Origin of the sequence: Methylocystis rosea, from assembly GCF_003855495.1 — a bacterium.
Classification (GTDB): Bacteria; Pseudomonadota; Alphaproteobacteria; order Rhizobiales; family Beijerinckiaceae; genus Methylocystis; species Methylocystis rosea_A.
Window position 1 is genome coordinate 334305 of the sequence record NZ_CP034086.1, and the last position, 21768, is coordinate 356072.

A 21768-nucleotide genomic window follows, 5' to 3' on the forward strand; every position below is an offset into this window, starting at 1 on the left:
TAAATGACCAAGGATCTGATCGTTCCCGCCGCGGAGGGCCTCTACTGCCCGCCTGGAAATTTCCACATTGATCCCTGGCGCCCGGCGGCTCTGGCGGTGATTACGCACGGCCATTCTGATCACGCGCGATGGGGCAGCGGCGCCTATCTCTGTCACGAGGATTGCGCGCCGATCCTGCGCAGACGACTCGGCGACGTTCGCATCGAGACGCTGCGTTATGGCGAGAGCCGAGACATCGGCGAGGTGCGGCTCTCGCTGCATCCCGCCGGCCATGTCATCGGCTCGGCGCAGGTGCGCATCGAGCACCGCGGCGAGGTCTGGGTCGCCTCCGGCGACTACAAGCTCGAAGCGGACGGCGTCAGCGCGCCCTTTGAGCCTGTTAGGTGCGACGACTTCATCACCGAATCGACCTTCGGTCTGCCGATCTATCGCTGGCGCCCGCAAGCCGAAGTGATGGCCGACATCAATTCATGGTGGGCGGAAAATGCGCGCGCGGGACGCGCCAGCGTCATGCAAGCCTACGGGCTCGGCAAAGCGCAGCGCCTGCTCAAACATCTCGACGCGAATATCGGCCCGATCGTTTGCCATGGCGCGATCGAACCGCTCAATCAAATTCATAGCGATCTCGGCATAGCGCTGCCGCCGACGTTCAACGTCGGCGCGCTCGACAAGGCGGGGCTTTCGCGCTGCTTTGCGCTGGCCCCGCCCCACGCCGTGCAAAGCGGGTGGATTCGACGCTTTGGCGATCACTCAGACGCCTTCGCCAGCGGTTGGATGCGGCTGCGCGGCAATCGGCGACGACGCGGCGTCGATCAAGGCTTCGCGCTTTCGGATCATGCCGATTGGCCGGGTCTATTGCAGGCGATCGCCGCGACCGGCGCGGAGCGTATCCTTGTCACGCATGGAAGCGGGGAGGCGCTTTCGCGCTATCTGCGCGAAAAAGGATATGACGCGCGGCCGATGGCGACCGAATATGGCGACGAAGAGGGCGAGGCGGAGCCGAGCGTCCACGCCGACGGCGCATGAAAACCTTCGCCACGCTCTACCGGCGCATCGACGCCGCGACGTCGACGCAGCATAAGAGACAGGCGCTGATCGACTATCTACGCCTTGCGGTCGGCGATCCGGAGCAATACGCCAGCGCCGCCTGGACGGTCTATTTTCTCGCCGGCGGCAAGCCGCGCCAGATGATCTCGACCAAGCTCCTGCGCCAGTTCGCCTTGGAGGCGACGGATCTGCCCGAATGGCTCATTGACGAGTGCTATCACAGCGTCGGCGATCTCGCCGAGACTCTGGCGCTTTTGCTGCCGCCGCCGACGCGTGTGGAAGACGCGCCGCTCGATCTTTGGATGAACGAACGGCTACTCCCCTTGCGCGAGCGTGATGATGATGAGCGGCTCGCGGCGCTTCGCGATTGGCTCGACGCCATGCCCTCCGACGACCGCTTGCCGTTCTTTAAGCTGGTCACCGGCGAAATGCGCATCGGTGTCTCGAAGCTGCAGATGACCCAAGCGATCGCCCAGGCGACGGAGCTTGACGCCAAGCTCGTCGCGCAGCGGATGATGGGCTACACGCAGGCGAACCGGGCGCCTCAGGCGCAAGATTTTATCGCGCTCGTCGCGCCAGCCGAAGCGGGCGAAGACGGGCGGCCTCTGCGTGGCCAGCCTTATCCGTTCTTTCTCGCGCACCCGCTTCAGGCGCCGCTTACGGCGTTTCCAGAACTGCTCGGCCCCGTCGACGACTGGCTCGTTGAATGGAAATTCGACGGCATACGCGCGCAGTTCATTCATCGCGCCGGCGAGTGGTGGCTCTGGTCGCGCGGCGAAGAACTCGTCAGCGACAGCTTTCCGGAGCTTGCCGCGCTCGTCGATTTTCTCCCCGACGATATTGTCCTCGATGGCGAGCTCATCGTCGTCGCGCCTCGTTCGGACGCGCATTCCGCCGTGGACGATCTTAGCGATCTGCGACCCTTTTCTGAATTGCAGCAGCGTCTCGGACGCAAGGTTCTCACGCCAAAAATGCTGCGCGACAGGCCAGTGGCGCTGATCGCTTATGACCTGCTCGAGAAAGATGGCCGCGATCTGCGCGAAAGGCCGCAGCGGGAGCGACGCGCGCTCCTCGAGGAGGTCGTGTCGCGCGCGCATTCCTGCGCGATGCAGGTCGGCGCCGATTTGCCCCTGCGGCTCAGCCCAGCGCTGACGCAACCCGATTGGGATGCCTTCGCGCGACAGCGCGAAGAGGCGCGGGCGCGCGGCGCCGAAGGCATGATGCTGAAGGCGATGAACGCGCCTTATGGCGTCGGCCGCCAGAAGAGCGGCGCCAATCTGTGGTGGAAATGGAAGCTTGATCCGATGAGCGTCGACGCGGTGCTGATCTACGCCGCGCGGGGCCATGGGCGCCGTTCGGGCGTTTACAGCGACTATACATTCGGGGTGTGGAGCGGCCCGCCGGAGCAGACGGACCGCACGCTGCTGCCCTTCGCCAAGGCCTATTCCGGACTTTCCGACGAGGAGATGCGCAAGGTCGACGCGGCGATCAGAAGGACGACGATCGAGAATTTCGGGCCGGTGCGCAGCGTGCGCCCAACCATGGTTTTCGAACTCGGCTTTGAGGGAATCGGCGCCAGCAACCGCCACAAAAGCGGCATTGCGGTTCGTTTTCCCCGCATGTTGCGCTGGCGACAGGACAAGCCCGTGGAGGACGCCGATACGATCGAGACGCTACGCGCGCTCTTGCCGGGCGGCGGCGCATGAGCGGACGACGCGGGAAACAGTCCGCCGTAAAGACCGTATTCGCGGAGCGCCGCTGGAAGCCGTTTCGCTTCCAGCGGGACGTGTGGCGGGAAATGGCGGAGGGACGCAGCGGCCTGCTGCATGCGACGACAGGCGCCGGCAAAACTTTGGCCGTCGCGCTCGGCGCCTGGAAGGCGCTCGCGGATGACGCGGAAGCGCCGCCAGGACTCTGTGTTCTCTGGATCACGCCGATGCGGGCGCTGGCCGCGGACACCGCCAAGGCGCTCAACGAGGCGTTCGACGGTCTCTCCGCGCATGGCCAGCGCTGGACGGTCGGCGTTCGCAGCGGGGATACGGCCTCCGCCGAACGCGCCCGGCAGGCGCGCCGTCCGCCCAGCGTGTTGATCACGACGCCGGAGAGCCTATCGCTCATGCTCTCGCGCGCCGACGCTCGCGACTATCTCGGCGCGATCAGATGCGTTGTCGTCGACGAGTGGCACGAACTCCTCGGCAATAAACGCGGCGTCCAGACGCAGCTCGCGCTGGCGCGATTGAAGCGCTGGCGCCAAGATCTGCTGATTTGGGGAATGTCGGCGACGCTTGGCGATCTTGAAGAAGCAAAGCGTGTCCTGCTCGGTCCAACCGATGCGCCGTGCGGCGCGATCGTCGCGGGCGGCTTGCGAAAAGATATCGTCATTGACACGCTGTTACCGAAAGATTCCGCGCGCTTTCCCTGGGCCGGGCATCTTGGCACCAGAATGGCGCCGCAGGTGGTCGCGGAGATCGAACAATCTGCGACGTCGCTCGTTTTCACCAACACGCGTTCGCAGGCGGAAATCTGGTATCACAATCTACTGCGCGCCCGGCCGGACTGGGCGGGACTCATCGCAGTTCATCACGGCTCGCTGGCGCGCGAGTCGCGCGATTGGGTTGAGGATGGACTTAAAGCCGGCAAGCTAAAAGCGGTCGTCTGCACGTCCAGCCTCGATCTTGGCGTCGATTTTCTTCCCGTCGAACGCATTCTACAGGTTGGCTCGCCCAAGGGCGTCGCGCGCCTTCTGCAGCGCGCGGGCCGCAGCGGCCATGCTCCCGGGCGCACGTCGCGCATCACGCTTGTGCCGAGCCATGCGCTCGAGCTTGTCGAATCGTCGGCCGTGCAGCAGGCGGTGCGGGAGGGCCGCATCGAAAGCCGCCGCACGCCGAACGCGCCGCTCGACGTGCTGGTGCAACATCTCGTCACCATCGGACTGGGCGGCGGCTTCAGGCCTGACGAATTGCTTGAGGAAATTCGTTCGACGGCGGCCTATGAACATCTTTCCGAAGAGAATTGGCGCTGGTGTCTCGACTTCGTGAGCGGCGGCGGACCGAGCCTTTCGGCCTATCCCGAATATCGACGATGCGGCCCAGGCGCCGACGGCGTGTGGCGGGTCGCGAGCAAGCAGATCGCTCTGCGCCATCGACTCAACATCGGGACCATCACGGCGGACGCGAGCGTGCTCGTTCAATACGGCCCCGCGCCGCCGGGTCAAAAGCTCGGCGTCGTGGAGGAAAGCTTTATCGCGCGGCTCAAGCCCGGCGACAGCTTCTGGTTTTCAGGACGGCTGTTGGAGTTCGTGCGCTTGCGCGACCTTGTCGCCTATGTGCGTCCGGCGAAGGCGCGCAGCGGCGCCGTTCCGCGCTGGGACGGCGGGCGAATGCCGCTTTCGACGACTTTGGCGGACGCCATGGTGGAGCAATTGCAGCGCGCGGCCGAGGGGCGTTATGACACGCCGGAGCTGCGGGCGGCCGAGAAAATGCTGAGATTGCAGGCGCGCTGGTCGCATCTGCCGACGCCGACGACGCTGCTTGCCGAAACATTGAAAAGCCGCGACGGCTGGCATTTGTTTCTCTATCCCTTTGCGGGCCGTAACGCGCATATCGGCATGGCGAGCCTCATCGCATGGCGCGCAGCGCAGAAATCCGCGAGCACGTTCTCGATCGCGGTGAATGATTACGGCTTCGAGCTGTTGAGCGCCGATGAGCGCGACTGGGCCGTCACGCTGCCGGAACTGATTGCGCCGCGCGCAATTCATGATCTGACGCATGAAACGCTCGCGAGCTTGAACGCTGCGGAGCTGGCGCGCCGACGTTTTCGCGACATCGCGCAGATCGCCGGTCTCGTCGTGACGACCTATCCCGGACAACATAAGAGCATGCGCCAGTTGCAGGCGTCGTCGAGTCTATTCTATGAGGTGTTTCGCAAATTCGACCCGGAAAATGGCTTGTTGCGTCAGGCGGAGCGCGAAGTCTTGGAAGACGCGCTCGACATCGCGCGTCTTGCCGACAGCTTCGAGCGGCTGCAAAATAGAGAGATCGTCCATGTCGCGCTACAGCGCTGCTCGCCGCTCGCCTTTCCGCTGATGGTCGAGAGAATGCGCGAGCGCCTCAGCAATGAAACGCTCGCGGCGCGCATTGAGCGCATGATTTCGCAGCTGGAGCGCGCCGCGGACAAATGTTAGAGCCTGAAATGACGTTGCGGAGCGAAGGCGCCGGCCTCGTCTCCTCTCACGAGCATCGCGGCCTGGTCTTGCTGCCGCAGCGCGCCGTCTGGCGCGGTGAGACGCGCACGCTGTTTGTCGCCGACGCGCACCTTGGCAAGGCGGCGACATTTCGTACGCTCGGCCAGCCGGCGCCCAAGGGAACGACGCGCAACAATCTCGACCGGCTCGACGCGCTCATAGATCGATTCAATCCCACCCGGCTTGTCTTTCTCGGCGATCTTTTTCACGCGCGGCAGGCGCATGCGCCGGGGGTGGCGGCCGCATTTCTCGATTGGCGCAGGCGTCACGCTTCGTTGCGCCTTACCCTCGTGCGCGGCAATCATGATCGGCGCGCGGGCGATCCGTCCGAACAGTTCGGAATCGAGCTTGTTGACGAGCCCTATGATGCGGAAGGGATTGTCGCGCGTCACCACCCGCTTGCGTCCGACGAATGCGAAGGGCAGGGGGCGACCATTCTTGCGGGGCATCTTCACCCATGTGTCCGGCTGAGCGGGGCGGCGCGCGACAGCGTTCGTCTTCCCTGCTTTGTGCTGCAGGAGCGACAGATCGTGCTGCCCGCCTTCGGCGCCTTCACGGGCGGCGCGCTGGCGCGTGGGCGGGGTGTCAAAACCTGCGCGGTCGTCGACGAACGATGGCTGGTCACAAATCAGATGCGGGGAGAATGAAGCACGGCGGCCCGAGGTAGCGGCGGCCGAGGCGGTAATTCGATTTCGCCTCCCAGCAAGCCAAGCGCTTTCACTTTGGCGTAATGCGCCGCGATCAGCCGCTCTCCAATGTCGCGTCGGTAACGCATGTTGGGGATATGCACGCGCTCAATCAGCCGATAAGCGTCGCGGCGCGCGCTATGGATCGTTCGCCCACACCCCGTCGCCACCATCGTCCAGCCATAGGCGCCTTCGGTGACCAGCTGGCCGTTGTCGAGAGCCACTTCGCAATAGTGCAGATTGTCTTGGTCCTTTCGGGACAATGCGCCTTCAAAGAGAATCGGCATGCCGATCGGCTCTTCCGCCTGCCGTCGCGAATAGGGGAAAGGCGGGACCGTTAGGACCACTCCGACCGAGAACCCGTCATCGACGTCCAGATGATCCCTGTCGCGGCGGACCATCGCCCCAAACAATTCCGCCCAGGACGTTCGCTGTAACGCGGACAGAATGGCGAAGCCGGGGTAGCCAAATCTGCAGGTGAATTCGAGCGGCCAGATACCTTGCTCATTGACGATAGTGTTGAGGTTCACATAGCCGCAGTGGCCGTGACGCCTGAGCAATGGCTCGATCCTCGCCAAAGTGCTTTCAAAGAAAAGGGTCGAGTTCTCGTATGTAGCGACGGTGCCCATCTCTCCTGTCAGCTCGCCAAGGTCGCCCGGAAAAAAGCGCTTGTGCTCCCAGTCGAGACAGGCGGGCCGCAAAAACTTCTCGCCGTCGAAGTAAGCGCCGACGCCCATCTCGACGCCATCTATGAAATCCATCAGGACGAAGCCGGCTTCGTCAGCTGGAGTGTCTGGCAGATTTTGCAGTAGCGCGGAAATGTCGCGTCCGTCGGCGAGACCGCCGACGAAGTTGCGATGCGCCAATTCGGGCGCATTGAATTTGAGGACATAGCGTCCGGGGCGCTCGCGAAGGAAGCGCAACCCCTCCTGCCTCTTCGAAAAATGGCGGGTCGCCGCGGTTGAGAGGCCGAGTTCAGCGAGAAGGCTCTGCGCATAGGCGCGGTCGATTTCGAGCCGGTCGCCGAAGGCGCTTCCGCCGATGACATTAAATCCTTCTTTGCGCAACTCGTCCTGCACGCCGCCCAACGAGACGTTTTCGAATAGGATGATACCCTCGCCGCCGGCGCTCTTCACCCATTGCAGTTCCGAACGCCAATCATTTGTCTTGGCGATCATTCCGTTCAGAATGTTCTGGCAAAGCGGCGCGTCGATGAAGACTTTGACCTCATGTCCTTCCGCCGAAAGTCGAAGATAGAGCGCGGCGAGGTCGCAGTAGTTCCCAATCCCCAGAACCCGCATGGATGCTCCTACGCCGCTTCCCGCGGCGATTCCATCTGCAGCTGGAAATGACGACGGTAGCGCTCAAAGCATCGCGCGCCATGCCAAAGCCGAAGAACCGCGCCCTCGCCGATCGCCTGCGCGCGTCGCGGATCTTCCGCAACGAGAGGGCGCAGAACCTCGCGATTCCACGCCTCGGAGTGTTTGACGTCGAGAATCGCATGGAGCGAAAAATACTGCCGCTGCTTGCCGGGAATCTTGAGCCGCCGCAGCCCGCGTTCGACATGGATCGCGCGTCCGGGCGCCGTCATCTCGATCGCGCCAAGCGCGCCGATCGAATGGAAGGCGTAGCGACGATTGCTGGCGAGCGCCACCATCATATTGCCGAGCGCGAGCGACTCGGGGCAGACGCGCTCCGGCCGCGCGTCGACACAAAAATAGGCGGCGAGCCGCGCCAGCATCGGACCGTGCATCCCCTGCGCGTTGCCTCGGCCCATTTCGTCCCAATAATTCCGCGCCATTTCGAGCTTGGGCGTCGGCGGCATCTTGATTTGCGTGAGGGCGACGAGATCGTCGAACCCGGCTTCGCCGGACACTTCCTGCTCAAGAAACCATTTCATGTCCTCGAAGCTCGCCAGTCGCTCGAGCCAGGGGAACAGCGGATCGTTCTGGCCTGGTCCACTCTCGGCAAGGCGCTCATACCAGGCCAGGAAGGCGTCGGCGTCGCTTGGAATATCGGCGACGAACGGGGCGATCGCCTCGCGAACGCTCTCCACATAGGCGATTTCCGCTTCGGCGAGCGCGGCGCGCGCATGCACATCGGCGCGCCAGTCGCCCGAGGGCGTGAGAGGCTCGAGTCGTGCGCCGTTGCGTCGGCAAAGGTCTCTCTGGAAGCGCTCAAAGGCCGCGCCGTTGAGCGCCGGAGCCAGGGAGATCCAATCGGGGTCACGCATATGTCAGCCGTCTTTCTTGATGTTGAGGAAGACCGCGGCGATACGGTCAACATGGTCATAGGCGGAGCGCTCCAGTTCTTCGCCGAAGACGTCGGGGTCGACCTCGTCGTAATCGAAGGTTACCGGCGAAGCGTCGAGGATCGGCGTCACGGCGGCAAGGAACTGATCCACGCCGCCGACAATCGGCGAGCCGGTATAGAGCAGCAGCCTTCCGCTTTCCGTCAGACGCGGGATGCCCTCCCGTACAATATCGACGGAAAGGGCGATGCCGAACTCGCCGCCCCCATGGCGATAGAGACGTTGGTAGTCATCAACGAGATAGGGCGGATTGGCGATGATATAGTCGAACGGGCCGCCAGCCTTCTGGAAGAGATCGCTGTGAATCGCCTGTGTGCGTTTTAATCCGTTCAACGCAGCGTTGACGCGCGCATATCGCACCGCTTGGGGATTGATGTCGGCGAGCAGCAGCTCGACGCCGGGTCTCATTAGGCTCGCAGCGAAAATCCCGCCGGCGCCGCTGCCGCATCCGATATCAAGGAAACGGCCGGGCGCCGAGCCCGAGATAGGCTGCGAATTGAGGACAGATTCGACGCAGCGTGCGAAACGGTAAGTGTCAGGTCCGAAAAAAACAGAATCGGCGGCGTCTGTGGGAAAGGCCGAGTGCGCAAAGAGCTGGTTCTTGAGAGTCGAGAATCGCACCTTGCTGCGCAGCAGACCGTTGCAATGCGCCAGCGCCTTGGCCTCGGCAAGTATGCGCAACACCGGCACCGGCAGATCGCTCGCATAAAAAGGCAGACTCCATCCGAATGCGCGCGTCAAATGCGATCCATCCACTGCCGAACGTTGCACGACGCGGTTATGCGTCAGCGGCGTTGTAGTGGTGAAGCGGTAGTTCTGGTCCCGAAGGAACGCGCCCAGCCGAAGCAGCGCCTCGTCCGCGACGCTCAGACCTTGGTGAGTAGCCGTCGACGGCGCGGTAGCCGTCTCGTCAGAGCAGAGATCCAGTTGCATCCATCGCCCCAAGCGCCAAGAGAGGTCTCAACTCACGGCGATGACGATAGTTCCGATACGTTTGCGCTTGCGCCAAAGTTGGATCGTAAAGCCTGCGGCAAGAGCGAGAGCGGCCAGCTAACTTTTGGCGTCGATCGCGCGCCGTTCTCCCGATGGGAGCGTGCTCGCTTCGTCTTTGAGATCGACGCCGGTCAGCTGGCGTCGGCGCGCTTCGTTGCAAAGATAAATCAGCTTGTGCGCGGCGTCGGCGTAGGAAAGCCCTTGCGGGCGGATATTCGAGAGGCAGTTGCGCTCGGCGTCGGTGCGGCCGACGCGCGGCGCAAATGTGAGATAGACGCCCATGCTGTCCGGCGAGGAGAGTCCTGGTCGTTCGCCGATGAAAACCGCCACAAGCCTTGCCCCAAGCGTTTCGCCGATATCGTCGCCGAGCGCCACGCGCCCCTGTTCGGCGAGAACGATCGGCGCGATTTTCAACGATGTTTGGCCGAGAGATTGCTGCGCTTTCTCGAGCACCGGAATTGCATGCCGGGCGATTGCGCGGGCGGAAAGTCCTTCGGCGATGACGAACGCAAGGTCGTAATCTCCCGCGAGCGCTTTGAGATGCTCGCGGGAATCGTCGTCGAGTTTTCGACCGAGGTCGGGACGCAGCAGAAAGCTTCGCCGATCGCGGGCGGCGCTCTTCACGCGGATGGCCGTCAGCCCACGCGAGGTCAGCTCATTGAAGAGCAAGTCGGCGTCGAGTCGCTCTTCGACCGCATCCCGCGCTTCGGCGTGCGCCAGCTGAAAATCCAGAGTGGCGCGCGTCGTCAGCGCCGCTCCGGCGCGTGGGAGGAAAATTCTCGCCGGCGTCGCCGAACGGAGGATCGCCATCTTGTCGAGAAGCGTCGGGCGATCATCGGCCATCCTCAGGCTCTTTCGAGAAGCGGCGCAAAGGATGCCGGCAGCGCCAGCGGCTGCAATTCGCCACGCGCGTCCGTCAAACCGACGTCAGCGAGCCATTGCGCAAATTCGGGAGCGGGCGCCAGATTCAGCATGCGCCGAACGGCAAGCACGTCATGATAGGAGGTGCTCTGGTAATTCAGCATGATGTCGTCCGCGCCGGGGACGCCCATGACATAATTAACGCCGGCGACGGCGAGCAGCGTCAGCAGATCATCCATATCATTCTGGTCGGCTTCGGCGTGGTTCGTGTAACACACGTCGCAGCCCATCGGCAGTCCAAGCAGCTTGCCGCAGAAGTGGTCTTCGAGCGCCGCCCGCGTGATCTGCTTGCCGTCGAAGAGATATTCAGGGCCGATGAACCCGACGACGGTGTTGACCAGCAGGGGATCGAACATCCGCGCCACGCCATAGGCGCGGGCTTCCAGCGTCTGTTGATCGCAATTCCAGTGGGCGTTGGCCGAAAGCGCGCTGCCCTGGCCGGTCTCAAAATACATGACATTGTCGCCGATCGTTCCGCGTCTGAGCGCAAGCGCCGCCTCGCGCGACTCGCGCAGCACCGCGAGGTCGATCCCAAAGCTGGTATTGGCGGCCTGCGTGCCGGCGATCGATTGAAACACCAGATCGACGGGCGCGCGTCGCTCGATAAGCTGCAGCGTTGTGGTGACATGGGCGAGCACGCAGGATTGCGTCGGAATGCTCAGCGTCTCCCGCAATTCATCAAGAAGGCTCAGGAGTTCGTAGCACTGCTCCGGACTGTCGGACGCGGGATTGACGCCGATGACGGCGTCGCCATTGCCGAGCAGAAGCCCGTCGATGGCGCTGGCGAGAACGCCGCGCGCGTCGTCGGTCGGATGGTTCGGCTGAATGCGCGATGACAGCCGTCCGCGCAGGCCGAGCGTGTCGCGAAATTTCGTGACGACGCGCCGCTTGGCGGCGATCAGGATCAGGTCCTGATTGCGGCAGAGCTTCGAGACCGCTGCGACCATTTCCGGCGTCAGTCCGAAGGTCACGGCGGCAAGCGCGTCCTCATCGACGGCGTCGGAGAGAAGCCAGTCGCGAAATTCGCCGACGGTCAACGAGGCGATCGGCCCAAAGGCGTTTCGGTCGTGGCCGTCGAGGATCAATCGCGTGACCTCGTCTTCCTCGTAGGGGACAAGCGCTTCGTTCAAGAACACGCTCAAGGGCAGATCGGCGAGGGCCATCTGCGCCGCGACGCGTTCCGCGGCGCTCGTCGCCGCAATGCCGGCGAGGCAGTCGCCGGAACGCAATGGAGTCGCCTTCGCCATCAGCGTTTTAAGGTCTGGGAACCTGTAGCTCGTTCCACGTATCGTCGTTGCATACATGGCCAGACCTCGAAAGACCTTCTCACAGGCTATGGCGCCCCAGCAGACATGTCACTGTCCGCGCGTAAGGTTTTCCCCAGGCCCTACGTAGCCCATGGCCTTTGCGCGCCAGCCGCATATATTAGCTCAGTCAGAGTTTGTTATATTGCCCCGCCGGAGCCGATGTCAGCCCATACCGCAGATCCAGAAGCCCTGATACGCGCGCTTCCGCTCTGGCGTGGGCCGATCGAGATCGCGCCGTTGCTCGGGGGCATCACCAACAAAAATTATATCGTCAAGGACGGCGATCGATCCGTCGTCGTTCGCCTTGGCGGCGACATTCCGGTTCATGGCGTCATACGCTTTAACGAATTGGCGGCGAGCAGGGCCGCGGGCGCCGCCGGCATATCGCCGAAAGTTCTGTATGCCGCGCCGATGGCGATGGCGCTCGAATATATTTCCGGCCGCACCTACGAGCCGAAAGACATGCGGGCGAACCGCAGACGCTGCGTCGATCTCATCAAGCGCGTTCATCGTGAGGTTGCGCTGCATTTGCGCGGGCCGACCCTGGCGTTCAACGTCTTCCATATCATTCGCGACTACGCCCATACGCTGATCGAGGACAATAGCCGGATGTCGGCGAATTTGCCGCGCTTGCTCGCCGCGAGCGAGAATTTGGAAAAAGCGATGGGCCCGATCGACCTTGTCTTCGGCCATAATGATCTCCTTGCCGCCAATTTCATCGACGACGGGCGTCGCCTTTGGCTCGTCGACTGGGACTATGCGGGATGGAATACGCCGCTGTTCGATCTTGGCGGACTCTCGTCGAATAATGGCTTTGACGCCGCGGACGACGACGCGATGCTCGAGGACTATTTCGAGGCGGCGCCGACCGACGCGCTGCGGCGCCGATTCAAGGCGATGCTTTGCGCTTCGCTGTTGCGCGAAGCGTTGTGGAGCCTTGTCTCGGAACATCGGTCGTCGATTGATTTCGATTACGTCGCTTACTCAGAACAAAATCTGACGCGCTTCGATGAGGCCTGGGCGGCGTTTCAACAAATGGAAAGAGCATGACGGACCTGCCGCGAAGCGCCCAGATCATTGTCATCGGCGGCGGCATCGTTGGCTGCTCCGTCGCCTATCATCTCGCCAAGCGCGGCATGGAGACGCTGCTGCTTGAGCGCCATCAACTGTCCTCGGGTTCGACGTGGCATGCGGCGGGACTGATCGGTCAATTACGGACCAACGCCAATATCACCAAACTCCTCGGCTATTCGGTGGAACTCTACGATCGGCTTGAGCAAGAGACGGGCTATGCGACCGGCTGGCGGCGCAATGGGGGTCTTCGTCTCGCCTGCAACGCCGACCGATGGATCGAAGTCAAGCGGCAGGCGACGTCCGCGCGGAGCTTCGGCCTGGAGATGCAGCTCCTGAGCGCCAAGGAGGCGCAGGCGCTCTGGCCGCTGATGAATGTCGATGACGTCATCGGCGCGGCTTTCCTGCCGACTGATGGACAAGCGAATCCATCGGACATCACCCAGGCGCTGGCGAAAGGCGCGCGGCTTGCCGGCGCCAAGCTTGTCGAGGGCGTCGCCGTCACGGACTTCATCATCGAGAACGATCGCGTGCGCGGCGTCGTTACGAATCTCGGCGCCGTCGCCTGCGAGAAGCTCGTGCTCTGCGCCGGGCTTTGGACCCAGCCGCTCGCGGCGCGCGCGGGTGTCGCCGTTCCGCTCTCGGCGGTGCATCACCAATATCTCGTGACCGAAAGGATCAACGGCGTGACGAGCGATCTGCCGACGCTGCGCGATCCGGATCGGCTCACCTATTACAAGGAGGAGGTCGGCGGCCTTGTCATGGGCGGCTATGAGCCCAACCCCGTGCCTTGGTCATCCGGCGCCGTGCCGGAGGATTTCGCCTTTCGGCTTCTCGAAGACGATTGGGATCATTTCGAGCCGATCATGGATCTGGCGCTTGGCCGCGTGCCGGCGCTCGCCGAGGCCGGCGTCAAGCAGATGATCAACGGCCTCGAAAGCTTCACGCCCGACGGCAATTGGATGATCGGCGAAGCGCCGGAGGTGCGCAATTTCTTCGTCGGCGCGGGCTTCAACGCTTTCGGCATCGCGTCGGCGGGCGGCGCCGGCATGGCGCTCGCCGAGTGGGCCGCGGACGGCGAACAGCCTTTCGATCTCTGGCCGGTCGACATCCGCCGCTTCGGCGCGCCGCATAGAGATCCGAATTGGGTGCGGGTGCGGACGCTCGAAGCCTATGCGCGCCACTACAGCATCGCCTGGCCCTTCGAAGAATTTACGTCGGGTCGGCCGCTGCGGCGCTCGCCGCTTTATGACCGGCTCAAGGCGAAGGGCGCGTGCTTCGGCGAAAAAATGGGCTTCGAACGGCCCAATTGGTTCGCGGGTGTGAGCGCGGGCGAAGCGCCGCGGGACCGTTATTCGTTCGGCAGGCCCGGCTGGTTCGATGCGGTCGGACGAGAGCATCGTTCATGCCGGGAAGCGGCGGCGCTTTTCGATCAGACCAGCTTCGCCAAGGCGCTCATTGTCGGCAAAGACGCCGAAGCGGCGCTGTCTTGGATCGCCGCCAACAATGTCGCCAAGCCGCCGGGCGCCGTCACCTATACGCAGTTGTTAAATCGCAAGGGCGGGATTGAATGCGATCTGACGATCACGCGATTGGCGAAGGACCGCTTCTATGTCGTGACCGGGACGGCGTTCGGCACCCATGACTTCGACTGGATCAGGCGATCGATTCCCGAAGGCATGGACGCGCGCGTGATCGACGTCACCTCGGCGAATTCGGTGCTCGCGTTGATGGGTCCGCGCGCGAGAGAGATTCTGCAATCATGCTGCGACGATGATCTTTCGAATGCCGCATTCCCATTCATGACTTCTCGCGAAATTCGCTTGGCCGGCGCGCCGGTGCTGGCGATCCGCGTCACTTATGTGGGCGAACTCGGCTGGGAGCTTCACATCCCTGTCGATTTCGCCGTCTCGGTCTATGACGCGCTCATCGAGGCGGGCGCGCCCTTCGGCCTCGTCGACGCCGGCTATCGAGCGATCGAGTCTCTGCGTTTGGAGAAGGGCTATCGGGCCTGGGGCTCGGATATCGGTCCGGATCACACGCCGCCGATGGCGGGTCTCGGCTGGGCCGTCAAGATGAAGTCCGGCGCGCCTTTTCAGGGAAGAGACGCGCTCGTTCAAGCCGCGGGGTCGCCCTTGCCGCGGCTTCTCGCCGGCTTCACCGTCGACGATTCTGAGATCGCGCTGCTCGGGCGCGAAACGATCTATCGTAACGGCGCGCGCGTTGGATGGCTATCAAGCGGCGGCTACGGCTATTCGATCGGCAAGGCGATCGGCTATGGCTATGTTCGCAACTCGGACGGCGTCGATCCAACCTTTGTTCTTTCGGGAGACTATCAACTCGAAATCGCCGGCGAGCGCCGGCAGGCGACCGTCTCTCTTTCGCCATTCTACGATCCGAAAGCCGAACGCATACGCGCTTAGCCGCGGCGCCTATGCTTCAAGTGAATGGCCGACGTCGGCGGCGCCACGATTGCGCGGCGCGTGAAATTTCGAGATCGCTTCCTCGACGGCGTCGAGCGCGAGATCGAGATCCTCTTGAGAAATGACGAAGGGCGGCGCCAAGCGAACGACCGTGTGATGCGTCGCGGTCGTCAGCACGCCCTTTTTTAACAGACTTTCGCAGATTTCTCGCGCGCTCGCATAACGCGGGTCTATCTCAACGCCGGCCCACAGGCCGCGCCCGCGAACTTCGCTGATCGCCGGGGCGCGCATCGCGTGCAGCCGCTTCAGCATTCTCGCGCCAAGCGCTTGGCTGCGTTCGACCAGCCGTTCGTCGCGAATGACATGCAGCGCTTCTAGTCCAACGGCGGCGGCGAGAGCGTTGCCGCCGAATGTCGATCCGTGCGAGCCAGGCGTGAAAACATCCATCACTTCGCGTTTCGCCACGAAAGCGGAGACGGGCAGAACGCCGCCGCCGAGCGCCTTTCCCAGCATCACGCCGTCGGGAAGGACATTCTCATGCTCAAAGGCGAACCAGGCGCCGCTGCGCCCCAAACCCGATTGAATTTCGTCCAGCAGCAACAAAACGCCGCGTTCGTCGCACAGTCGGCGTAGCCCCGCGAGCCAGCCGTCCGGCGGCACGATGACGCCCGCCTCTCCCTGGATCGGCTCCACGAGAATAGCGGCGGTTCGCGGAGTGATGGCGGCTTCGAAGGCCGCGAGATCGCCAAAGGGCGCCGCGCGAAATCCCGGCATGAACGGACCAAACCCGTCCCGATACTCGCGTTCCGAGGAAAAGCTGATGATCGCGGTGGTGCGCCCATGGAAATTGCCCGCGGCGACGATAATCTCTGGGTCGGCGACGCCCTTCACGCGATTAGCCCAGCGACGCGCCGCTTTGATCGCGGTTTCCACGGCCTCCGCGCCGGAGTTCATCGGCAGAGCGACGTCGAGCCCCGTCAGGGTGCAGAGCTCCTCGAGAAACGGAGCGAGCCGATCATTGTAAAAGGCGCGGGACGGCACCGCGAGCCGCTGCGCCTGCTCAGCGAGCTTTGCCAGGATTCGGGGATGCGCGTGACCGAGGCTGACAGCCGAATAGGCGCTCATCATGTCGATGTAGCGCCGGCCTTCGACGTCCCACAAATACGCTCCCTGACCGCGTGTCAGTATGACAGGCAGCGGGTCGTAGTTTCTGGCGACGTGCGGGTTACTGAACTCCGTATTGTCCATATCCGAGAGCTTTTGGCGCGCATTCGCATTGGATAAATGCGTGCGAACGTTCAATGTGCTGACTACATACATGGGAACATGCGGGGCGCGGCGCCAGCCGCGCATCAGCCGCGAACATCGGGAGTTGCAATGGAGGTGCGCGCTTTAGATCGTGGCCTCGCCGGGGAAGCTGCGGCCCTCCTGCGCAGGCTGGGGGTTCAGGCACAGGCGTTTGAGCGCGGCTCGGTGGCAACCCGCTCGCCGATTACTGGCGGGATCATCGCGCGCGTCGAGAGCACGGACTCGGCGGCAGTGCATGGCGCCATCGCTCGCGCCGCGAATGCGTTTCGTATCTGGCGCAACGTTCCGGCGCCCCGCCGTGGCGAGTTCGTGCGACTGCTGGGCGAGGAGCTGAGGGCGGCCAAGACCGAGTTGGCGCATCTTGTCACGATCGAGGCGGGCAAGATCACGACGGAGGGCCTCGGCGAAGTCCAGGAGATGATCGACATCTGCGACTTCGCCGTCGGCCTCTCGCGTCAGCTCCACGGCTTGACGATCGCCACCGAGCGCCGAGGCCACCGGATGATGGAGACTTGGCGCCCGCTCGGCGTCGTCGGCGTGATCACCAGCTTCAACTTTCCTGTCGCCGTTTGGGCCTGGAACGCGGCGCTTGCGCTGGTCTGCGGGAATACGCTGATTTGGAAGCCTTCGGAAAAGACTCCGCTTGTGGCGCTGGCGACCCAAGCGCTGTTCGAGCGCGCGGCTGCGCGATTCGGCGAGGCGCCGGACGGGCTTTCAACCGTGCTTGTCGGCGGGCGCGAAGTGGGTGAAACGCTTGTCGAAGACGCGCGGGTTCAACTCGTATCGGCGACGGGTTCGACGACGATGGGGCGCGCTATCGCGCCGCGCCTCGCGGGTCGCTTCGCAAAATCGATTCTGGAGCTTGGCGGCAACAACGCGGCCATTGTTTGCGCCTCTGCGTCGCTTGATCTCGCCGTTCGTGCAATCGCGTTCGCGGCCATGGGCACCGCTGGCCAGCGCTGCACGACGCTGCGGCGGCTGATCGTGCATGAGGACGTCTATGACGAACTTCTCGGCCGCTTGCGGCGCGCCTACGCATCAGTTTCGGTCGGCGATCCACGAGACGGGGCTTCGCTTGTCGGGCCGCTCATCGATCAGGACGCCTATGCCGCGATGCGCGCCGCGCTCGACGAAGCGCGCTCTGCGGGTGGCGTCATCCTTGGCGGAGAACGCGTGCTGACGGAGACATTCCCCGAGGCGTTCTACGTGCGCCCGGCGCTTGTGGAAATGCTGGGGCAGACGGACGTCGTGCGGCGGGAGACATTCGCGCCGATCCTGTATGTGATGAAGTTCCGCAGCCTCGACGAAGCGATAGCGCTGAATAACGGTGTCGCACATGGCCTTGCGTCATCGATCTTCACCGCGCGTCTGGACGAAGCCGAGCGCTTCATGGCCGCCGACGGATCGGATTGCGGCATTGTCAATGTGAACATCGGACCTTCCGGCGCCGAAATCGGCGGAGCCTTTGGCGGCGAAAAGGACACGGGCGGCGGCCGGGAAGCGGGGTCGGACTGCTGGAAGTTCTATATGCGCCGCGCCACCAACACGATTAACTATTCGGGCGAACTGCCGCTGGCGCAGGGCGTCAAATTCGATCTCAGCACATGACGCTACGCTCATGATTTCCGCAGCTGATGGATTACATATGCGAGGGTAGCGAAGGTCAAAAAAAATGAATGACGCTTCCGCTGACTCCATTCGGACGATGTTCGCATCGGCGATCTCAGACATGTATCAGGCCGAAGCGCCGCAGTATCGCGCGATGAAGACGCTCGTCGCCGAGGTAAACCGGCAAACGCTCGCCGACGAGCCGCAACTCAAGCGGCGACTGGAGGAAAACAACGAACTCGAGCGACTCGACGTTGAGCGCCATGGCGCGATTCGCGTCGGAACCGCCGAGGAACTGTCGATGCTGCGTCGGCTCTTTGCGATCATGGGAATGGCGCCCGTCGGCTATTACGATCTGTCGATCGCCGGAATTCCAGTGCATTCGACGGCATTCCGTCCGATCGGCGAGAACGCATTGCGGGCGAGCCCATTTCGAATTTTTACATCGCTTCTCAGGCTGGACCTCATCGCCGATGCGCAGGCGCGCGAGATCGCCGCCAAGGTTCTGGCGCAGCGCGACATTCTTACGCCGCGCTGCCGAGCCCTGATCGATCTCTTCGAAAGACATGGGTTTGACGAGGGAGAGGCGCGCGAATTTGTCCGGGAGGCGGCGAAGATTTTTCGCTGGAACGGACAGGCGACGGTTTCATCATCGGCCTATCGGATGCTCCATGCAGCGCATCCGCTGCTCGCCGACATCGTCTGTTTCAAAGGGCCGCACATCAATCATCTCACGTTGCATGCGCTCGATATCGACGCCGCGCACAGCGCCATGGCGGCGCGCGGCATGAATCCGAAAGCGATTGTCGAGGGCCCCCCGCGTCGCAGCTGCCCGATCCTGTTGCGCCAGACGAGCTTCAAGGCGCGTCCCGAGCCTGTCGAATTCATCGAGGAAGACGACCGGCGCGTGACGGGCGTCCATGCCGCGCGTTTCGGCGAGATCGAGCAGAGAGGCGCCGCGCTGACCGCGAAGGGGCGCGCGCTTTACGACAGGCTTCTCGCCGAAGCTCAGGCCGCGGTTCCGCTCACGCCAGACGGCGCCAATACGCTCGCCTTTAACGAGGAGCTGGCGCGGCGCTTCACGGCGTTCCCCGATGATGATGAGACGCTGCGGCGCGAGAAGCTCGCCTTCTTCCATTATTCGGTCGATCCAAGCGCGAGGGGAGGTGAGTCCCTGTCTCCTCCCTCGTTGGATGATCTTCTGCGGACGGGCGCGCTGCGCGCCGAACCGATCGTTTACGAGGATTTCCTTCCGGTCAGCGCCGCAGGAATCTTTCGCTCCAATCTTGGGGAGCGTGGTGAAGAGGAATTGATCGAGCGCGCCGACCGACGCGCCTTCGAGGCCGCGCTCGGCGCGCCGTTTTTGGATGAACTCGCGCTCTATGAGGAAGCAGAGACGTGTTCCTTAGGCGCAAGCCTGCAGGCGCTTGGCGTCGATCGCGCCGCTTGGCTTCAACCGCCAAAAACGGGCTCTGCGCCTATTGGCGCGGCGGAAAGCAGCCATAACTGAGGAGTAGGGCGTTCGACGCATGGGCGGAGGCGCCGTGGCATCGGAAGGCGCATGCGACGCATCCTGGTTACGGGCGCCCTCGGCCAGATCGGCGCCGAACTGACGCCGGCGCTGCGAAAGCGATATGGCGCGGCGTGCGTCATCGCCTCAGACCTCGCAGAAGCGCGGCCATCTGACGATCATTATGAACGTCTCGACTGCACGCAGGCGGAAGCAGCCGCCGATCTCATGAGCCGGCGCGACGTCGGCGTCGTTTACCACATGGCGGCGCTTCTCTCGGCGGTCGCCGAGGACAGGCCGCAAGACGCCTGGAGCGTCAATATGAGCGGCCTCTACAATGTGCTGGAGGCTGCCCGCCGCTTCGGTTGCCAGGTGTTTTTCCCAAGCTCCATTGCGGCGTTCGGGCCCTCGACGCCGCGCCGCGGCACGCCGCAGATCACGATCCAGCGGCCAACGACCATCTACGGCGTCACCAAAGTCGCGGGCGAATTGCTCTGCGACTATTACGCCACGCGCTTTGGCGTCGATGCGCGCGGATTGCGCCTGCCAGGCCTCGTCTCCTCGGCGGCGCCGCCGGGCGGCGGCACGACCGACTACGCCGTCGAAATGTTTCGCGCGGCTGTTCGGCGCAAGCGCTATTCCTGCTTCCTCGCCGCAGAGACCCGTCTCGACATGATGTATATGCCGGATGCGACGCGCGCGATCATGGAGCTCATGGAGGCTGATCCCGAGCGCCTGCGGTTTCGCAACGCGTATAACGTCACCGGCATGAGCGTCGCGCCGCGCGAAATCGCCGCGGAAATTCGCAAACACGCGCCCTCCTTCGCGGTGGACTACCGCATTGACCCGCTACGCCAGGCGATCGCCGACTCCTGGCCGCAGTCGCTTGACGCCAGTGCGGCGCGGGAAGATTGGGGCTTTGAGCCGCGCTTCGATCTCGCCGCCATGACGCGGGATATGCTCGCGCGTCTTGGCGCGGCGACAGATCCATTTGACGATCCGAATTCTGACGAGGTCCCCAATGCCAATGCAGGGTTTGGCTAAGGCGCTCGCCGCGCAGCTCGGCGAACTTTCGCAGGCCGGGCTGCTCAAGGGCCCGGAAAGCGTGCTCTGTGGCGTCATTGCGCCGCGTGGCGGCTACGGTCCACGCTTTCTCATCGAAGGCGAAGGCGACAAGCCGTACCTGCGCATGAACGCCAACAATTATCTTGGCATGTCGCTGCGCGAAGAGGTGATCGACGCCGAAGATGCGGCGGCGACGAACTATGGCGCCGGGCCCGGCGCGGTGCGCTTCATCAGCGGCACTTGGTCGCCTCATGTCGCCTTAGAGCGTCGGCTCGCCGCCTTTCACTCGCGGCCATCGGCGATCATCTTTTCGTCGGCCTATGCGGCGATCATGGGCCTCATTCCGCAGCTCGTCAGCAAGAAGACCGCCGTCATCAGCGACGAGCTCAACCACAATTGCATCATCAATGCGATCTCACTTGCCGCGCCTGCGGAGAAGCGGATCTACAAACATCTCGACATGGGCGAACTCGAGCGCTGTCTCGACGAGACCGCGAAATCATGCACCCGCGCCATCATCGTGACCGACGGCGTGTTCAGCATGCGCGGCGATCACGCGCCGCTTGATCGCATCATGACGCTGGCGCGCAGTCGTGATAACGCCTTCGTCGAAGGCGCGATCGTCGTCGTCGATGATTCACATGGGGTTGGCGCGCTTGGCGCGACCGGGCGCGGCGCGGAGGAATATACGCGGTCAGCTCCGGTCGACATTCTGGTGGCGACGCTCGGCAAGGCCTTCGGCGTCAATGGCGGCTATGTGGTCGGCGACGAGATCCTCATCCGCTACCTGCGCGAGCGCTCGCCCTTCTACGTTTACTCGAATCCCATCACGCCGGCGGAAGCCGCCGCCGCGCATAAGGCCATCGACCTGCTCGACAGTCCGGACGGACTGTCGTTGCTCGAGCATCTGCGCGCCATGACCGCCCGCTTCAAGGCGGGGCTTGTCAGGCTTGGTTTCGAGACGCTGCCCGGGGAACATCCGGTCGCGCCGCTCGTGACCCGCGACAGCGCCCGCACCGTGGCGCTCGTCGAGCATCTGCGACGGCGAGGCATATTGGTTACTGGGCTGACCTATCCGGTCGTGCCGAAGGGCGACGAGGAGATCCGCTTTCAGATCAGCGCGGATCACACGGCCGCCGACATCGATGCGGCGTTGGCGGCGCTGGCCGAAATGGCGGAGGCGAATGTTCCGCTGGCGCGGGCGAAGCAGCTTTAGCGCGCTATCTACCGTGGCGGCGCCGCCTGTTTTCGAGCGCGGCGACAGCCGAGGAAGCA

The 21768-nt window shown here is 63.5% G+C and carries 16 protein-coding genes; 10 read left to right on the forward strand and 6 right to left on the reverse strand.

Annotated features, from left to right (window positions below; all coding sequences use genetic code 11):
* The first annotated feature begins 3 nt into the window (after positions 1-3).
* The 4 genes from EHO51_RS01530 to pdeM are packed head-to-tail and all read left to right on the forward strand — an operon-like array spanning position 4 to position 5937.
* Positions 4-1026: a ligase-associated DNA damage response exonuclease gene (locus EHO51_RS01530; protein ID WP_124737408.1), complete on the forward strand. Its 1023-nt coding sequence runs from the start codon at positions 4-6 to the stop codon at positions 1024-1026.
* Positions 1023-2753, forward strand: a complete 1731-nt coding sequence (locus EHO51_RS01535) for an ATP-dependent DNA ligase (RefSeq protein ID WP_124737409.1) — start codon at positions 1023-1025, stop codon at positions 2751-2753. Before EHO51_RS01530 ends, EHO51_RS01535 begins: the two co-directional genes overlap by 4 nt.
* The gene (locus tag EHO51_RS01540) at positions 2750-5230 is read left to right on the forward strand and encodes a ligase-associated DNA damage response DEXH box helicase (protein WP_124737410.1); all 2481 of its coding nucleotides are present in this window, start codon (positions 2750-2752) and stop codon (positions 5228-5230) included. The genes EHO51_RS01535 and EHO51_RS01540 overlap by 4 nt, the downstream gene beginning before the upstream one ends.
* An 8-nt stretch (positions 5231-5238) precedes the next feature.
* A complete protein-coding gene (gene pdeM / locus EHO51_RS01545) occupies positions 5239-5937 on the forward strand; it encodes a ligase-associated DNA damage response endonuclease PdeM (RefSeq protein WP_245434696.1) in 699 nt (232 codons plus the stop codon).
* On the opposite strand, the gene EHO51_RS01550 is transcribed toward pdeM, so the two are convergent.
* From EHO51_RS01550 to EHO51_RS01570, 5 genes are all read right to left on the reverse strand, one after another.
* The gene (locus EHO51_RS01550) at positions 5919-7277 is read right to left on the reverse strand and encodes a phosphoribosylglycinamide synthetase C domain-containing protein (protein WP_124737412.1); all 1359 of its coding nucleotides are present in this window, start codon (positions 7275-7277) and stop codon (positions 5919-5921) included. The two genes, pdeM and EHO51_RS01550, sit on opposite strands and share 19 nt — an antisense overlap.
* A gap of 8 nt (positions 7278-7285) precedes the next feature.
* On the reverse strand, positions 7286-8209 hold the full coding sequence (locus tag EHO51_RS01555; protein ID WP_124737413.1) for an iron-containing redox enzyme family protein: 924 nt from the start codon (positions 8207-8209) through the stop codon (positions 7286-7288).
* Between the two features lie 3 nt (positions 8210-8212).
* Positions 8213-9220 (reverse strand): methyltransferase, encoded by a 1008-nt coding sequence (locus tag EHO51_RS01560; protein ID WP_124737414.1) that lies wholly within the window; start codon positions 9218-9220, stop codon positions 8213-8215.
* 117 nt (positions 9221-9337) lie between these two features.
* The gene (eutC, locus tag EHO51_RS01565) at positions 9338-10123 is read right to left on the reverse strand and encodes an ethanolamine ammonia-lyase subunit EutC (RefSeq protein WP_124737415.1); all 786 of its coding nucleotides are present in this window, start codon (positions 10121-10123) and stop codon (positions 9338-9340) included.
* A 2-nt stretch (positions 10124-10125) separates the two neighbouring features.
* Positions 10126-11505, reverse strand: coding sequence for an ethanolamine ammonia-lyase subunit EutB (locus EHO51_RS01570; RefSeq protein WP_124737416.1), 1380 nt, complete (start codon positions 11503-11505; stop codon positions 10126-10128).
* A 162-nt stretch (positions 11506-11667) separates the two neighbouring features.
* Between EHO51_RS01570 and EHO51_RS01575 the strand changes: the two genes are divergently transcribed.
* Positions 11668-12558, forward strand: a complete 891-nt coding sequence (locus tag EHO51_RS01575; protein WP_124737417.1) for a choline kinase family protein — start codon at positions 11668-11670, stop codon at positions 12556-12558.
* On the forward strand, positions 12555-15002 hold the full coding sequence (locus EHO51_RS01580) for a GcvT family protein (protein ID WP_124737418.1): 2448 nt from the start codon (positions 12555-12557) through the stop codon (positions 15000-15002). Before EHO51_RS01575 ends, EHO51_RS01580 begins: the two co-directional genes overlap by 4 nt.
* A gap of 9 nt (positions 15003-15011) precedes the next feature.
* Here EHO51_RS01580 and rocD read toward each other — a convergent pair whose 3' ends face one another.
* Positions 15012-16250: an ornithine--oxo-acid transaminase gene (gene rocD / locus EHO51_RS01585; RefSeq protein WP_124739993.1), complete on the reverse strand. Its 1239-nt coding sequence runs from the start codon at positions 16248-16250 to the stop codon at positions 15012-15014.
* Between the two features lie 129 nt (positions 16251-16379).
* Between rocD and amaB the strand changes: the two genes are divergently transcribed.
* The 4 genes from amaB to EHO51_RS01605 all read left to right on the forward strand — a co-directional run bounded on the left by amaB (position 16380) and on the right by EHO51_RS01605 (position 21709).
* On the forward strand, positions 16380-17918 hold the full coding sequence (gene amaB, locus EHO51_RS01590; RefSeq protein ID WP_124737419.1) for an L-piperidine-6-carboxylate dehydrogenase: 1539 nt from the start codon (positions 16380-16382) through the stop codon (positions 17916-17918).
* Positions 17919-17982: 64 nt separating this feature from the next.
* The gene (gene hglS, locus EHO51_RS01595; protein WP_124737420.1) at positions 17983-19428 is read left to right on the forward strand and encodes a 2-oxoadipate dioxygenase/decarboxylase HglS; all 1446 of its coding nucleotides are present in this window, start codon (positions 17983-17985) and stop codon (positions 19426-19428) included.
* A gap of 51 nt (positions 19429-19479) precedes the next feature.
* Complete coding sequence (locus EHO51_RS01600) at positions 19480-20472, forward strand: NAD-dependent epimerase/dehydratase family protein (protein WP_124737421.1); 993 nt, start codon at positions 19480-19482, stop codon at positions 20470-20472.
* A complete protein-coding gene (locus tag EHO51_RS01605; RefSeq protein WP_245434697.1) occupies positions 20450-21709 on the forward strand; it encodes an aminotransferase class I/II-fold pyridoxal phosphate-dependent enzyme in 1260 nt (419 codons plus the stop codon). Before EHO51_RS01600 ends, EHO51_RS01605 begins: the two co-directional genes overlap by 23 nt.
* Positions 21710-21768: the final 59 nt, after the last annotated feature.

Excerpts from the sequence above, each read along its gene's own strand:
- EHO51_RS01535 (WP_124737409.1), top strand. The coding sequence starts at position 1,023 with ATGAAAACCTTCGCCACGCTCTACCGGCGCATCGACGCCGCGACGTCG.
- amaB (WP_124737419.1), top strand. The coding sequence starts at position 16,380 with ATGGAGGTGCGCGCTTTAGATCGTGGCCTCGCCGGGGAAGCTGCGGCC.
- rocD (WP_124739993.1), bottom strand. The coding sequence starts at position 16,250 with ATGGACAATACGGAGTTCAGTAACCCGCACGTCGCCAGAAACTACGAC.
- EHO51_RS01540 (WP_124737410.1), top strand. The coding sequence starts at position 2,750 with ATGAGCGGACGACGCGGGAAACAGTCCGCCGTAAAGACCGTATTCGCG.
- EHO51_RS01555 (WP_124737413.1), bottom strand. The coding sequence starts at position 8,209 with ATGCGTGACCCCGATTGGATCTCCCTGGCTCCGGCGCTCAACGGCGCG.
- EHO51_RS01550 (WP_124737412.1), bottom strand. The coding sequence starts at position 7,277 with ATGCGGGTTCTGGGGATTGGGAACTACTGCGACCTCGCCGCGCTCTAT.
- EHO51_RS01600 (WP_124737421.1), top strand. The coding sequence starts at position 19,480 with ATGCGACGCATCCTGGTTACGGGCGCCCTCGGCCAGATCGGCGCCGAA.
- eutC (WP_124737415.1), bottom strand. The coding sequence starts at position 10,123 with ATGGCCGATGATCGCCCGACGCTTCTCGACAAGATGGCGATCCTCCGT.
- EHO51_RS01575 (WP_124737417.1), top strand. The coding sequence starts at position 11,668 with ATGTCAGCCCATACCGCAGATCCAGAAGCCCTGATACGCGCGCTTCCG.
- EHO51_RS01570 (WP_124737416.1), bottom strand. The coding sequence starts at position 11,505 with ATGTATGCAACGACGATACGTGGAACGAGCTACAGGTTCCCAGACCTT.
- pdeM (WP_245434696.1), top strand. The coding sequence starts at position 5,239 with ATGACGTTGCGGAGCGAAGGCGCCGGCCTCGTCTCCTCTCACGAGCAT.
- EHO51_RS01605 (WP_245434697.1), top strand. The coding sequence starts at position 20,450 with ATGCCAATGCAGGGTTTGGCTAAGGCGCTCGCCGCGCAGCTCGGCGAA.
- EHO51_RS01580 (WP_124737418.1), top strand. The coding sequence starts at position 12,555 with ATGACGGACCTGCCGCGAAGCGCCCAGATCATTGTCATCGGCGGCGGC.
- EHO51_RS01530 (WP_124737408.1), top strand. The coding sequence starts at position 4 with ATGACCAAGGATCTGATCGTTCCCGCCGCGGAGGGCCTCTACTGCCCG.
- hglS (WP_124737420.1), top strand. The coding sequence starts at position 17,983 with ATGAATGACGCTTCCGCTGACTCCATTCGGACGATGTTCGCATCGGCG.
- EHO51_RS01560 (WP_124737414.1), bottom strand. The coding sequence starts at position 9,220 with ATGCAACTGGATCTCTGCTCTGACGAGACGGCTACCGCGCCGTCGACG.